The 13,395-nt window shown below is 72.7% G+C and carries 14 protein-coding genes and 4 tRNA genes; 4 read left to right on the top strand and 14 right to left on the bottom strand.

Features of this window, described 5'->3' with window-relative positions; genetic code table 11:
- Positions 1 to 42 precede the first annotated feature (42 nt).
- From NI26_RS07845 to NI26_RS07820, 6 genes are read right to left on the bottom strand one after another with little or no spacing between them, the layout of a single operon-like run.
- Positions 43 to 699, bottom strand: coding sequence for a TetR/AcrR family transcriptional regulator (locus tag NI26_RS07845; protein WP_066654237.1), 657 nt, complete (start codon positions 697 to 699; stop codon positions 43 to 45).
- Positions 696 to 2,741 carry a CocE/NonD family hydrolase gene (locus NI26_RS07840; RefSeq protein WP_066654235.1) on the bottom strand — a complete coding sequence of 682 codons (2,046 nt, stop codon included), beginning with the start codon at positions 2,739 to 2,741 and terminating at the stop codon, positions 696 to 698. Before NI26_RS07840 ends, NI26_RS07845 begins: the two co-directional genes overlap by 4 nt.
- Complete coding sequence (locus tag NI26_RS07835; RefSeq protein WP_066654233.1) at positions 2,738 to 4,570, bottom strand: dipeptide ABC transporter ATP-binding protein; 1,833 nt, start codon at positions 4,568 to 4,570, stop codon at positions 2,738 to 2,740. The genes NI26_RS07840 and NI26_RS07835 overlap by 4 nt, the downstream gene beginning before the upstream one ends.
- Entirely contained in the window at positions 4,567 to 5,445 is an 879-nt protein-coding gene (locus NI26_RS07830) for an ABC transporter permease (RefSeq protein ID WP_066654231.1), read from the bottom strand. The genes NI26_RS07835 and NI26_RS07830 overlap by 4 nt, the downstream gene beginning before the upstream one ends.
- Entirely contained in the window at positions 5,442 to 6,443 is a 1,002-nt protein-coding gene (locus NI26_RS07825; RefSeq protein WP_066654229.1) for an ABC transporter permease, read from the bottom strand. The genes NI26_RS07830 and NI26_RS07825 overlap by 4 nt, the downstream gene beginning before the upstream one ends.
- On the bottom strand, positions 6,440 to 8,041 hold the full coding sequence (locus NI26_RS07820) for an ABC transporter substrate-binding protein (protein WP_066654227.1): 1,602 nt from the start codon (positions 8,039 to 8,041) through the stop codon (positions 6,440 to 6,442). The genes NI26_RS07825 and NI26_RS07820 overlap by 4 nt, the downstream gene beginning before the upstream one ends.
- 249 nt (positions 8,042 to 8,290) lie before the next feature.
- On the opposite strand from NI26_RS07820, the gene NI26_RS07815 reads away from it, so the two are divergent.
- Both NI26_RS07815 and NI26_RS07810 read left to right on the top strand, forming a co-directional pair.
- On the top strand, positions 8,291 to 8,884 hold the full coding sequence (locus NI26_RS07815) for a molybdopterin-dependent oxidoreductase (protein WP_066654225.1): 594 nt from the start codon (positions 8,291 to 8,293) through the stop codon (positions 8,882 to 8,884).
- Positions 8,881 to 9,678 carry an FAD-binding oxidoreductase gene (locus NI26_RS07810; protein ID WP_235426589.1) on the top strand — a complete coding sequence of 266 codons (798 nt, stop codon included), beginning with the start codon at positions 8,881 to 8,883 and terminating at the stop codon, positions 9,676 to 9,678. The genes NI26_RS07815 and NI26_RS07810 overlap by 4 nt, the downstream gene beginning before the upstream one ends.
- A gap of 84 nt (positions 9,679 to 9,762) precedes the next feature.
- On the opposite strand, the gene NI26_RS07805 is transcribed toward NI26_RS07810, so the two are convergent.
- Positions 9,763 to 9,834 (bottom strand) — tRNA-Gly (locus NI26_RS07805).
- Between the two features lie 290 nt (positions 9,835 to 10,124).
- On the opposite strand from NI26_RS07805, the gene NI26_RS07800 reads away from it, so the two are divergent.
- On the top strand, positions 10,125 to 10,331 hold the full coding sequence (locus tag NI26_RS07800; protein ID WP_066654223.1) for a hypothetical protein: 207 nt from the start codon (positions 10,125 to 10,127) through the stop codon (positions 10,329 to 10,331).
- 58 nt (positions 10,332 to 10,389) lie between these two features.
- Here the strand turns inward: NI26_RS07800 and NI26_RS07795 are convergent, their stop codons facing one another.
- From NI26_RS07795 to NI26_RS07780, 4 genes are all read right to left on the bottom strand, one after another.
- On the bottom strand, positions 10,390 to 10,725 hold the full coding sequence (locus NI26_RS07795; protein ID WP_066654221.1) for a hypothetical protein: 336 nt from the start codon (positions 10,723 to 10,725) through the stop codon (positions 10,390 to 10,392).
- Complete coding sequence (locus NI26_RS07790; RefSeq protein WP_066654219.1) at positions 10,722 to 11,213, bottom strand: hypothetical protein; 492 nt, start codon at positions 11,211 to 11,213, stop codon at positions 10,722 to 10,724. Before NI26_RS07790 ends, NI26_RS07795 begins: the two co-directional genes overlap by 4 nt.
- The gene (locus NI26_RS07785; RefSeq protein ID WP_066654217.1) at positions 11,210 to 11,767 is read right to left on the bottom strand and encodes a hypothetical protein; all 558 of its coding nucleotides are present in this window, start codon (positions 11,765 to 11,767) and stop codon (positions 11,210 to 11,212) included. Before NI26_RS07785 ends, NI26_RS07790 begins: the two co-directional genes overlap by 4 nt.
- Before the next feature lie 118 nt (positions 11,768 to 11,885).
- Positions 11,886 to 12,314, bottom strand: coding sequence for a winged helix-turn-helix transcriptional regulator (locus NI26_RS07780; RefSeq protein WP_066658199.1), 429 nt, complete (start codon positions 12,312 to 12,314; stop codon positions 11,886 to 11,888).
- Between the two features lie 48 nt (positions 12,315 to 12,362).
- Here NI26_RS07780 and NI26_RS07775 point away from each other — a divergent pair, with 48 nt between their 5' ends.
- Positions 12,363 to 12,686 carry a hypothetical protein gene (locus NI26_RS07775; RefSeq protein ID WP_066654215.1) on the top strand — a complete coding sequence of 108 codons (324 nt, stop codon included), beginning with the start codon at positions 12,363 to 12,365 and terminating at the stop codon, positions 12,684 to 12,686.
- 128 nt (positions 12,687 to 12,814) lie between these two features.
- Here NI26_RS07775 and NI26_RS07770 read toward each other — a convergent pair.
- The 3 genes from NI26_RS07770 to NI26_RS07760 all read right to left on the bottom strand — a co-directional run bounded on the left by NI26_RS07770 (position 12,815) and on the right by NI26_RS07760 (position 13,162).
- Positions 12,815 to 12,889, bottom strand: a tRNA-Val gene (locus NI26_RS07770).
- A 45-nt stretch (positions 12,890 to 12,934) separates the two neighbouring features.
- Positions 12,935 to 13,008 (bottom strand) — tRNA-Cys (locus tag NI26_RS07765).
- A gap of 82 nt (positions 13,009 to 13,090) precedes the next feature.
- Positions 13,091 to 13,162 (bottom strand) — tRNA-Gly (locus NI26_RS07760).
- Positions 13,163 to 13,395: the final 233 nt, after the last annotated feature.

Raw genomic sequence — 13,395 nt, 5'->3', positions numbered from 1 at the left:
CTCCGGCGCTGCCCCGCTCCGGCGGAGCAGGACCGGGGCACGTCAGCCCTCGTCGGGGGTCCCCTGCCCCGCGCCCGCGATCGTCGCCGCGTCGATCCCCAGCTCCTGGGACAGGAACCGCCACATCCACGCGAGTGCGACCGCGTTGGTGAGGGTCGGGACGCCCTGCGCGATCTGCGTCGCGACACCGTCGCTGTAGGCCGCGAGTCGCAGCGCCACGACCTCCGGGCCGTCCTCGGTGTGGAACACGCCGTCGGCGAGCCCGCGCTCGACCACACGGACGAGGCACGCCTCCCACACGCGGATCCGTTCGGCGTACTCCGCTGCGACCTCCGGCCGTCGGGCGACGGCGGTCCAGTAGTCCGACCAGATGCGCCAGTGCTGCCGGACCTGCTCGGTGTCGCCGAACAGTGGTCCGACGAGCATCCGGAGTCCGACCACGGGGTCCGGCTCGGCGTCCACCGCGGCGACGATCGCACCGTAGAAGCGCTCCGTCTCGAGCACGACGACCTCGTTGAGGATCTCCGCGACGCTGCCGAAGTGGTAGGTCACCGTGCCGACCGACACGTCCGCCGCCGCCGCGATGTCGCGGAGGCCCGTCGCGCCGACGCCGCGCTGCACGATGACCGCGCGCGCCGCGTCGACGATCATCGCCCGGCGCACCTCCGGACGCTGCCGGACGCGGGAGGCCCCGGTCACGCCGACGTCCTCGGGACCTCGTCGGTGAAGGTGTGCTCGGCGACGAGCACCTCGGGCGCTCCGGTCGCGCCGTCGCGGGCCCAGGCGCGCACGGTGTTCACCAGCTGGAAGGCGTCGGCCGTCGCGGTCACGTCCGACGTCGTCTCGACCCGTGCCGCCCACTCCGGCTGGTCGAGCCCGATAGCCCAGCGCGAGGTGGCACGAGCGCTCGTCGGGTCGTCCTGTCGGATCCGGTACGTCTCGCGCGCGTCCTCGGTGAAGACGAGCCCGTCCGGGTAGACGCGGCCGCCGCCGTACCCCGGGTCGACGTCGAGGGTCCACTCCCCCGTCTCCACGTCGTGCGTGACGGTCCGCTGCGGCAGCGGGTCGACGGGCGAGGTCCGCTCGATCGCGAGTGGGGTCGACCGGATCGGCTCCTCGAACCGCACACCGTCGTCCGTCGCCCTCGTCCACGTGGGCAGGGTGACGGACGACGCCGCCGGGTCGAGCGTCACGGTCGCCGCGGCACCGTGCGGCCAGACCCAGGGCCAGTACGACGAGGACACCGCGAGCCGCACCCGGTGGCCCGCGGCGAAGCGGTGTCCGGTCGAGACGAGCCGGACGTCCAGCTCGGTCGGCACGCCGGGCTCGAGCGGGTCGGCACGGTCGGCTCCGGCCCGCTTCGCGGCGTTGCACACGCCGCGGGTCACGAGTGTGGAGGACCCGTCCGGCGCGACGTCGCACAGCCGGACCGTGAGCGTCGCCCGCGGGAGGTCGCTCGTCACGGTGAGGCGCACCGTGACGTTGCCGAGGACGTCGAACGCCTCGTCGACGGGCAGGTCGAAGCACACCGAGCGGCCGTCCTCGGCGCGCTGGTCCGGCGGCAGGTCGGTGGCGTTGCCGAACGGGAAGAACCGACCGGCGTCGACCCCGGTGTGCTGCGGCGACCGCACGACCACCGGGCCGTCCCCACCACCGCGCAGCAGGTCGAGGGGGACCGTGCGGTCGGCGGAGGCGGTCGACGGCCAGGCCTCGGCGGCGACCCACCGGCCCCGGCGCTCGGCGTAGTGGGTGGCGGGGGCCTCGCCCTCGTTGATCCAGGCGCGGAGGGCCGGGTCGTCCTCGACCCCGGTGTCGACGTCCTGCAACCACCGGTCCCACCACCGGAGCGTCTCCTGCAGGAACCCGATGGACGGCCCCGGCGCGAGACCGCGGTCCGGGTACTGGTGCGACCACGGACCGACGATGCCCTTCACCGGTGCGTCGACGTGCTCCACCAGGCGGAGCACGGCGTCCCGGTAGGGGTCCGCCCACCCGCCGACCGCGAGCACCGCTGCCCGGATCGCCGAGTGGTCCTCACCCGCGCTGCCGTGCCGCCAGTAGTCGTCGCGCTCCTGGTGCGACAGCCACACGGGGGTCATCGGCCGGTTCCGGTCCAGCCGTGCCCGCCACCGGTCGACCCAGTCCGGCCCGACGACCTCGGGACGCGGCGGTCGCGAGTTGAAGGCGAACATGGTGGCGCCCCAGGCCGTCATGTCGATGCCGAGGACCGCACCGCCGACGTAGTGCACGTCGTTGTCGTACCGGTCGTCGGTCGAGCACACCGTGACGATCGCCCGCAGGGCCGCCGGGGCCCGTGCGGCGAGCTGCAGCGCGTTGAAGCCACCCCACGAGATGCCGAACATCCCGACCGCACCCGAGGACCACGGCTGCGCGGCGAGCCACGCGATGACCGCCTCGCCGTCACGGAGCTCCTGCTCGCTGTACTCGTCGTCGAAGAAGCCGTCCGACGACCCCGTGCCGCGGATGTCGACCCGGACCGACGCGTACCCGTGCTGCGCGTACCAGGGGTGCCGTTCGGAGTCGCGGGGGGCGGTCCAGTCGTCGAGCCGGTACGGCAGGTACTCCAGGAGCACCGGCAGCGGTCCGTCGGGGTCGGCGGGAGCCCAGGTGCGCGCGTGCAGCCGGACGCCGTCGGGCATCGGGATCCACTCGTCCCGGACCGTGACGCCCTCGGGCAGCCGCGGGTCGGGACCGATCGCGGTCAGGTGCGGGGTGCTCATGCGTCCTCCCAGTTCCTCGTGCGGTGTCCGTCGCCGTGGTCCGTCCAGCCCGGGGCGTCCCGCCAGCGCTGCACGCCGTCGCCGACGTCGGGGAGCTCGGTCTGCCCCGGTTCGAGCGTCGCCCGCAGCAGGGTGCGCGTGTACGGGTGGTTCGTCCCGGTGAAGACGCGCTCGGTCGGACCGACCTCGACGATGCGCCCGCCGGTCATCACCGCCACCCGGTCGGCGACGCCCCGCACGACGGCGAGGTCGTGGCTGATGAACAGGCAGCTCAGCCCGCGCTCGCGGCGGAGGTCGTCGAGCAGCGCGAGGATGCCGGCCTGGACCTGCACGTCCAGCGCCGTGGTGATCTCGTCGGCGATCACGAGCCGGGGCTCGGCTGCCAGAGCGCGGGCGATGCCCACGCGCTGCCGTTGTCCGCCGGACAGCTGCGCCGGCAGCCGGTCGGCGTACTCCGGGCCGAGTCCGACCTGCGTGAGGAGTTCGCCGACGCGCGCCCGCGAGGAGCTCCCGGTGAACAGCCGGAGCGGCCGACCGACGGCGGCACCGACGGTGCGACGGGGGTTGAGCGAGGTGTCGGCGTTCTGGAACACGAGCTGCACGGCACGTCGGAGCTCCTGCGACCGCGCCGCGACCTGTTCGCGGAGGTCACCGCGCACCGTGCCGTCGTCGTAGGTGAACGAGCCCGACTCGGCGGGCACGAGGCCGGCGAGGGTCGTCGCGAGCGTGGACTTCCCGCTGCCCGACTCCCCCACGACCGCGAGGGTCTCGCGCGGCGCGATGGCGAACGAGACACCGTCGACGGCGGCCGGCAGGCCGCGTCGGTACCGGACCACCAGGTCCTGGGCGTCGACGACGGGGCGCTCGACCGCCGGCTCGACCGGCGACCCGGGAGGCGCGCTGCCGGTCGCGGTGTCGGCGACCGTCCCGGGGACGCGCGCGTCGCGCCGGGGGCGGTCCGCGCCTCCCGTCCGGCGCTGCTCCGGCCGTCGCTGCTCCGGCCGTCGGCCGTCCGGTACCGCGGCGAGCAACGCGCGGGTGTACTCGTGCTGCGGCGCGGCGAAGAGCGCCGCCGTCGCGGCGTGCTCGACGACCTCACCGGCGCGCATGACGGCGATCTCGTCCGCCATCGCGGACACCACCCCGAGGTCGTGGCTCACGAGCAGCACGGCCATGCCGAGCTCGCGGCCCAGATCGGCGACGAGGTCGAGGACGGCCGCCTGCGTGACCACGTCCAGCGCGGTCGTCGGTTCGTCGAGCACCAGGACGCGCGGGCGCGCGGCGACCGCCATGGCGATGGCGACGCGCTGCTGCTGCCCACCGGAGAGCTGGTGCGGGAAGCGCCGGACGATGGTGTCGGGGTCGGGGAGCCGGACGAGCCGCAGGAGCTCCACGACGCGGTCGGGCCCGTCGGGCTCGCCGTGTGCGCGCAGGGCCTCGCGGACCTGTTCCCCGACGCGCATCGACGGGGTGAGCGCCTGCCCGGCGTTCTGCGCCACCACCGAGGCCGTCCCGCCCCGCAGCGCCCGACGCCCCGCGGCCGAGAGGGCGAAGACGTCCTGACCGTCGACGAGGACGCGGCCGTCGGTGATGCGCGACCCGGCGCGCAGGTGTGCGAGCAGGGTGCGGGCCACGGTGGACTTGCCGCTGCCCGACTCACCGACGAGGCCGAGCGTGCGACCAGCGGCGACGCTGAAGGACACGCCGCGTACGACGGGCACCGTGCGACGCCCGGCGGCGTAGGACACGGCGAGGTCCTCGACGCGCACGAGCGGCCGCTGCTCGGGCTCCCCCGCCTGCGGGCGGTGGACGGTCTGCTGGTCGGTCATGCGCCCGCTCCCTGCTGTGCGCGGTCGACGCCGAGCGACTTGGCCAGCCCGTCGGCGGCGAGGTTGAGGCCGACGACGAGCGTCGCCAGCGCCACGATCGGCGCGAGGGTGCCGAGCGGCACCACGGTCAGCGCCGTCCGGTTCTCCTGCACCATGAGCCCCCAGTCGGGCGTCGGTGGGTTCGCCCCGAAGCCGAGGAAGGACAGCGACGCGACGAGCAGGACGATCCAGGACGCCCGCATGGCGAACTCGACGAGGACGACGTCGAGCACGTTCGGCAGGATCTCACGGAACACGATCGACACGGCGCGCTCGCCGCGGGCGCGGGCCGCGGTGACGTAGTCCTGCGTGATCACCGTCCGCGCGGCACCACGGACGACGCGGGTGACGGCGGGTGCGTAGACGACGGTCACCGCGAGCACGATGACCCAGAGTCCGGCGTCGAAGACGGTCACGACGACGAGGAGCGCGAGGATCGAGGGCACGCTGAGCAGCGCGTCGACCACGCGCATGACGACCTCGTCGAACCAGTTGTCCGCGTACGCCGTGACGCAGCCGAGGACGCTACCGACGGCGACGGCGATGGTGGTGGCGAGGAAGGTCACGAGCAGCGCGTACCGGCCGCCGTTGAGCGTGCGCGACAGCAGGTCGCGTCCGTACTGGTCCGTGCCGAGCCAGTGGGCCCAGCTCGGGCCGGCGAGCACGTCCGCGGCGTCCGTCGCGACGGGGTCGTGTCCGGCGATGACGGGCGCGAGCACCGCCAGCACGAGGTGCACGGCGATGAACGCGAGGCCGACGCCGAGTGCCGTCGAGCTGCGGAACGGCGCGACGGCCGCGCCGAGGACGCTGCGGGAGCGTGGGGCGACGGCGGTCATGCGTGGGCCTTCCGTGTGCTGCGGACCGGGCGGGTCCGGGTGCGGCGCTGCCGCGTGCGGAGCTTCGGGTCGAGTGCGAGGGCGACGAGGTCGGCCGCGAGGTTGCAGACGACGTAGACGAGGGCGCTCAGCAGCGCGATCGCCTCGATGGTCGGCAGGTCGCGGTTCGAGACCGACTCGAGCATGAGCTTGCCCATGCCCGGGTAGTTGAAGACGTTCTCCACGACCACCACCCCGCCGAGCAGCCAGGCGACGTTGAGCGCGATGACGTTGAGCGTCGGCAGCAGCGCGCTCGGCAGTGCGTGCTTCCACACCACCCTGCGCATCGTCAGGCCCTTGAGCTCGGCGGTGGTCACGAACTCGGACGCCATCACGTCGATGGTCGACGAGCGCGCGGTGCGGAGGATGTACGCCGCCATCGCGAGCGTCAGCACGACGATCGGCAGCCAGACGGTCGGCAGGAGTTCCGCGACGGTGGCGTCGCTCCCGCGGAGCACGACGGCCGGGAACACCGGCAGGCCGATCGCGAACAGCAGCACCAGGACGGTCGCGACCATGAACTCGGGGACGCTCATCACGAGGAGGCTGACGGTCGAGACGATCCGGTCGGTCGCACGACCGCGGCGGACACCCGCGAGCACGCCGAGCGCGAGCGACAGCGTCACGCCGACCAGCATCGCCGGGAGGGCGATGAGCATGCTGTTCCGGAACGCCGTGAGGAGCGTCGGCGCCACCGGCTCGCCGCTGACGAGCGACGTGCCGAAGTCGCCGTGTGCGGCGCCGGCGAGCCACTGCAGGTACCGGAGCCAGACGTTCTCGTCGAGTCCGAGGGTCGCCCGGAGCTGCTGGACCGCCTCGGGCGTCGCGTTCTGCCCGAGCAGCTGCTGCGCGACGTCGCCGGGCAGCGCCTGCACCGCGAGGAACACGAACAGTGATGCGAGGACCACCGTGAGCACGGCGATGCCGAGTCGACGGAGGGCGGGGACGAGGACGTTCATCGGCGCAGTCCGATCCGGAGCCAGTCGAACTCGAAGCCGTACTCCGAGTAGTTGACGACGTCGCGGGACAGCCCGACCAGGCGGTCCCCGAACATCGGGGTCATGTCGGCGCCGTCCTCGACGACGAGCCGCTGGGCGTCCTGGTAGAGCGTCCGGCGCTTCGCGTCGTCCATCTCGGCGCGGGCGTCGTCGAGGAGCGTGTCGAAGGTCGGGTTCGACCAGGCGCTCTCGTTGTAGGAGGATCCGGTGCGGAAGATCTGGTTGAGCAGCTGGTCGATCGGTCGCCCGGTGAACCAGTAGCTCACCATGAGCGGCTTCTGCATCCAGATCTGGGTGTAGTAGGAGTCGGCGCTCGCGTTCCGGATCGTCAGCCGGATGCCCGCGTCGGCGACCGCGTCGCGGTAGGCCACCGCCATCGGGGTGAAGACCGACTCGTAGGACGACGTGTAGATGGACGTGCGGAGCCCCTCGGCACCGGCGGCCCGGAGCAGTGCGCGCGCCTTGTCCGGGTCGTGTTCGCGGTGCTCGTCGACGAAGGCGGCGAGCTGCGGCGGCACCGGGTTGTCCCAGCCGGGCGCCCCCGTGCCCTGCAGGGCCGTGTCGACGATCGTCCGCGGGTCGTACGCGAGCTTCATCGCCTGTCGGACCCTCGGGTCGGCGAACTCGTCGCTCGTCGCGAGCATCGGGATCGTGTACCACTGCGCGTTCGTGGAGCGGGCGATCGTCGCTCGGTCCGAGGCCGCGACGACCCGGGCGGTGGCGAAGTCGAGGTTCGTCTGCGAGATGAGGTCGACCTGGCCCGCGAGCAGGGCGTTGACGCGCGCGGTGGTGTCCTGGACGGAGAAGAAGTCGATGCCGTCGAGCGTCGGGCGGCCCGCGAAGTGGTCCTCGAACGCCTCGACGCTCCCGGCACCGGCGGGCGTGAAGGAGGAGAGGCGGAAGGGACCGGTGCCGATGCCCGTCCGGCCGATGTCCGCGACGGCGCCCGCCGGCACGATGTAGCACTGGTAAGCGGTGAGCAGCGACGGGAACTCGGCGTTCGGCTTCGTGAGCGCGAAGCGGAGCGTGTGCGGGTCGACCGCGGTCATCGACGAGGCGTCCATGACCTCACCGAGGACCCCGGCCTGCGGCGACGCGGTCGCCTCGTCGAGGATGTGCCGGATGCTCGCGATCGCGTCGTCCGCGGTGAACCGTGCGCCGTCGTGGAAGCGCACGCCACGCCGGAGACGGAACGTCCACTCGGTGCCGTCGGCGTTCGCGGACCACTCCTCGGCGAGGTCGGGTACGGTCGTCCCCTGCTCGTCGAGCCTGACCAGCCGGTTGTACAGGGCACCGAGGTACTCGTAGGCGGACAGCGAGCTGGCCGAGTCGAGTGTCTCCGCGGCGGAGGCAGCGGGGCGTGCCACCCGGAGCCGTCCCCCCGCTCGGGTCGCGCCGGTCGCGGCGGCCTCGGGCAGCGCCGCGGTGCCGGCTGCCGCGCCGGAGCTGCACCCGGTGAGCGTGAGCAGGCCGAGCCCGGCCAGCCCGGCGGCACCGGTCAGCAGTGTGCGCCGGCTGGGACCGCGGACGTCGCGGTCGTCGTGGACGATGGGTTGCATTCGGGGTGACCCCTCCTGGTAATCGTTCCGGTGAACGATAGAGGGAGCCAGCTCGGAGCGCGAGCCCCGCTCCTCGGCCCGACGGCCGCTCGGCGCCCCCTCGATGCCCGTGGGCGCACCGATCCGAGGGCATCGGTACGCTGGTGACGACGCGCTCCAGTGTTTACCGATCCGTTACACGGCGGGTCCGCGGGAGCGCCGGACCGAGCGGGACGGCGGGGAGCCGCCGCACCGAGACGAGGAGCTTCCATGGCGACGTTCACCCGGGGCTTCGGCGGCCGCCGCGACGACCGCGACGACCCGCGCATCCCGCCCGGACAGACCCTCGTGCGCGACTGGCCGGTGCTCTCCGCCGGGGCCACCCCCGACATCGAGCCGGCCGACTGGAGCTTCTCCATCCGCACCGAGACGGGGCTCCGCACCTGGACCTGGGACGAGGTGCACGCCCTCGGCGTCGAGGACGTCACCGTCGACATCCACTGCGTCACCCACTGGACGAAGCTCGACATGCCCTGGCGTGGCGTCTCCCTCGACCGCCTGTTCGCGGACGTCGAGACCTCGCTCGACTTCTGCACGGTGCACAGCTTCGGGGGCTACACGACGAACGTGCCACGCGCCGAGCTGCTCGGTGGACGGTCGTGGATCGCCTTCGAGGCCGACGGCGCGCCCCTCACCCCCGAGCACGGTGGCCCGGCCCGCCTGCTCGTGCCCCACCTGTACTTCTGGAAGAGCGCGAAGTGGGTGCGCGGCATCGTCATGCAGGCCGAGGACGAGCCGGGCTTCTGGGAGAACGCCGGCTACAACATGCACGGCGACCCCTGGAAGGAGGAGCGGTACTGGTGAGCGGTCCCTCCCCCGTCGACGGCCTGGAGGCGCGGACCGCCCCGAGCGCGTCGGCCCCCGCCCGCAGACGGCCGGCCTGGCACGCCGCCACCGTCGCCTCCGTCGCACCGGAGACCCCGGTCGCGCGCCGCATCGTCCTCGACGTCCCGACCTGGCCGGGCAACGACCCGGGGCAGCACCTCGACCTGCGCCTCACCGCCGAGGACGGCTACCAGGCGTCGCGGTCCTACTCGATCGCCTCGTCCGGTGCGGGCACCCGGGTGACGCTCGCGGTCGACCGGGTCGAGGGCGGCGAGGTCTCCCCGTTCCTGGTCGACGCGATCGAGGTCGGCGACGCCCTCGACGTGCACGGGCCCCTCGGCGGGTGGTTCGTGTGGCGGCCCGGTGCGTCGACGAGGCCCGTGCAGCTGATCGCCGGCGGGTCGGGCATCGTCCCGCTGCTCCCGATGGTCACCGCGCACGCCGAGGCCGCCGACCGGACGCCGTTCCGGCTGCTGTACGCCACCCGCACGCCGGAGGACGTGTTCTTCCGCGAGGAGCTCGCGGACGCCCTGCGCGCGGCCGCGCCGCTCGAGGTCACGCACGTGTACAGCCGACGCGCTCCGGAGGGGTCCGACGAACCCGTGGGGCGTCTCACACAGGAGCGACTCGATCGGGCCGTCCTGCCGCCCGGGTCCGGAGCGCTCGTCTACGTCTGCGGGTCGACCCCGTTCGTCGAGCAGGTGCTGCGGTGGCTCGGCGAGCTCGGCCACGACCTGTCCGACGTCCGAGCAGAGCGCTTCGGCGGCGCGTGACAGTCCTGGTCGTCCCGGTTCTCCGAGGAGACCGGGCCTGAGACGACGAAGGCCCTGGTCGGTGACCAGGGCCTTCGTGTTCCGAGCGGATGACGAGATTCGAACTCGCGACCCTCACCTTGGCAAGGTGATGCGCTACCACTGCGCCACATCCGCGTACACGCACACTCTACCCCGAACCGTTCCCGCGACCGTGATCCACGGCGCAGCCGGGCGCGTCGCACGCACCGTCGATCGCCGTCGGGTGCGGGATTGCGGGAAACCGCAAGCCTCGGACGCCGACCCATCCGAGCCGCCGTCGGCTCCGGATGCTTCCTCGGTGCCCCGAGTCCGTCCGGGCGGGGCGCCGGGGCCACCCACCCCTCGTCCGGCCGATCGCGGCGACCCGAACCCTGCGAGCGGCCGGACGGTCCCGGACTCCCAGGCCGACCGGGTTCACTCGGGGCATGAGCTACGTGCACGACAACCCCGGTGGCACCGAGGCACACGGTGTGGACCTGATCGACGGCGACTCGCCGGCCGTCCGCATCCTCGTGCACGGCAACCTGCCGACGACCATCGAGCACGAGGGTCGCACCTGGCTCGCCACGGGCGACGCGCACGACGACGGCGACCCGTCCGCTCCCCCGATCGCGATCTACCGGCCGGTCTGACGAGCACCGTCCGCGCCCGTCGTCGGGCTGGCGTGTCCTGTCAGGCGGGCGTCTTCCGTCAGCCCGGCGCTGTCGCAGCTGCCTGGCTCAGCAGGGCGACCACCGTCAGGTACAGCCCGGAGGAGAGGACCGCCCCGGGCAGCAGGGCGACGACGGCGACCGGGATCGCCCACAGCTGGTGCGCCCCGGGGTTCCCGTCAGGTGGCGTGCTCGCCATGGCGGCGAACGAGGACGCGGAGACGAGCACCGCGAACGCCGCCGTCATGCAGACGATCGGCCACGACCGGTAGCCGCCGGAGAACATCGGGACGAGGAGCGGCAGGAAGAACATCGCCGGAGCAGCGGTGAAGCCGATGCGGGAGACGATCCGGTAGGTCCGCCGGTCATCGGTCACGATCTCCCCGCTCCCCGGAGTTCCGCGACGCTCCCGTCGAAGCAGGTCGACTCCGCGGTCACGCTGTAGCGCTGGGGGAAGGCGTCGAACCCGATCGACGTCACGGGCCCTCCGGCACCGCGGACGCCGAGCAGGGGGTCCGCCGATCCGCTCGCGAAGCGCTCGGTGGTGATCTCGAGTTCGTTCCACTCCTGCTCGACCCGTTCGACGTCAGCGGCCGGGTCCACTCCGTCCGGAGCCGTCCGCTCGACGACGTAGCTCCAGCGAGCTCCGGGCGCAGCGCCGGCACGTTCGCAGTGCTCCGCCGCCGGGCCGCTGTACACGCTCCAGTCCCCGCCGATCGACTCCGTGGTGTGCTCGACCACGTCGACGATCGACCGCTTCGCGTGGGACGCATCCGTCCCGGATCCGCCGGGGTCGGCGCTGCACGCCGTGAGGACCGCTGCGGTCACGACGAGCACGGCGATCCAGCTCGTCCCGCGACTCACCGTTCGTCCCCGAACTCGTCGTCCCGCAGCTCCGAGGCGTTCCCGGGCGCGCACACGCTGACCCCGGACATGCTGTACCGATCCGGCCCCGCATCGAGACCGATGGAGGTCACCGAACCGCTGGTCCCGCGGATGCCGACCCGCGTGCCTGCACCACCCGTGTCCGTGTCGACCACGTCCGTGCCCGCGTCCTCCCAGACCGCACGCACGGCTTCGACGTCACGCTGCCGCCCGGTGGTGGAGCCGGCTCGTTCCACGATGTAGACGTACCGGACGCGATCCCCGACGTCCTGTCCGCACGGTTCGACCGCCGGGCCACGGTAGACCGTCCAGTCGCCACCGACCGCGGACGTCGACCGCTCGACGAGATCGACGATCGACCGCTTCGCGGTCGCCGCATCCACCTCGGAGCCGCGCGGTGCCGTGCTCGCGCAGCCGGTGAGCACGAGCAGGACGAGTGCCGTGGTCGGACCGAGCAGCGCTGTGCAGTGTGTCCTCGACCCGGATCTCGTCGTCGTGCCGGCCGCCGCCTCGTCGCGCCGGATCTCCCCCATGTGCTCCCCCTCGTGCGCCCACTGTACGCAGGTCGGCCCGGAGCGCCCGGGCAGGACCGTCGTCACCGTCGGCGGTGCGGCGCTGCGCAACTGGGCGCTCGACCTCGGTGCCGTACGGTCATCCGGCCGGGTGCGTGTCCGCGTCGACGGACCGTGCCCGGCCGACGCCGATCCGCTCGTGCAGCGCCCGGTTCGCGGCGACGGCGGCGTGGTTCTCCGCAGCCCACTGCGCCAGCTGCATCACCGCGACCTGCAACGACCGACCCAGGTCGGTCACGCCGTAGTCCACCCGGGGCGGCATCTCCGCGTGGGCCTGCCGGACCACGAGTCCGTCGCGCTCGAGTGCCTTGAGTGTCACGGTCAGCATCCGCTGCGAGATGCCGGGGATGCTCGCCAGCAGGTCCGAGTAGCGCAGGGTCCGGTCGCCGAGCGTGGTCATCACGAGCACGGTCCACTTGTCACCGGTGCGGTCCAGGACCTCTCGGATGAAGCTGCTGTCCTCCGGCCACGCCACGCACGGACCGGCGAGCACCCGTTCCACGGTCACGGCATCCTCCTCGTCACCGACACCGTACAAGGTGGTCCGGGCACCTTCGTGCGAGCGGAGGACGACGACGACGAGGCCGCCGTCCTCGGGGTCGCAGGAGGTGCCGACGACGCTGCGCTCGGTTCGACGGCGGTGCGGAAGCGCTTCGAACAGGACCTCGCCGCGCTCCGGGCAGCCGACGAATTCGTGCTCGTGCTCCCTGCGGGCGCTGCCGCGCACGTCGAAGCAGGCATCGCCTCCGGACTCGGCAAGCGGTGCTGGGCCGTCGGCCCCGTCGATCGGTCCGAGACCCTCCGCCCGATCTCCGCGGCGATGCCGTCGGACGCCGCGGGGCTCGTCGATCGGCTCAGGGCACTGCACATCGTCCAGTAGTCGTTCCCGACCGGCCGACGACGGCCACCACCTCGGCGACGGCCACGGGCGATGGAGGGGTGTCGTCGCGGATCCCGTGTTCCGACCGCAGGAACGAGAAAACCCCCGCCGGAGCGGGGGTTCTCAGATGGTGGGCGATACTGGGATCGAACCAGTGACCTCTTCCGTGTCAGGGAAGCGCGCTACCGCTGCGCCAATCGCCCAGAGATCTGCTGACCAGGGTCGTGCAGGATCTTGGAGGGTGTTGCTGGAGGTGGGGACGGGATTCGAACCCGCGTGGACGGCTTTGCAGGCCGCTGCCTAGCCTCTCGGCCACCCCACCATCGAGGTTCACGTCTCCGTGAGTACCCGAACGGTGGGATACCCTCTGGTGAGTCGTGGTCGTCCGGGGACTCCCACACTCGAGCGGATGACGAGATTCGAACTCGCGACCCTCACCTTGGCAAGGTGATGCGCTACCACTGCGCCACATCCGCATTTCGGCGACCCGAGGGCCGCTCCTGTCTCTCCGCTGTCGCGGCGACGAGAAGAACTCTATACGAACCGGACGCCTTCCGCCAAAATCCTCCTCGTTCACCGGGCGTGTCCCCCGCGTTCATGCGGATCGCGGGGCTTTCGAGTGCCCGTTCTTTCCCATGACGGCCGCGGTGCTCTGTGGAAACGGGCGTACCTGGTCGTCGCGGAGCACCAGGTACGCCTGTTCTCACCG

Source organism: Curtobacterium sp. MR_MD2014, assembly GCF_000772085.1.
Lineage (GTDB): Bacteria > Actinomycetota > Actinomycetes > Actinomycetales > Microbacteriaceae > Curtobacterium.
This window is presented reverse-complemented; position numbering and strand designations above follow the sequence as displayed.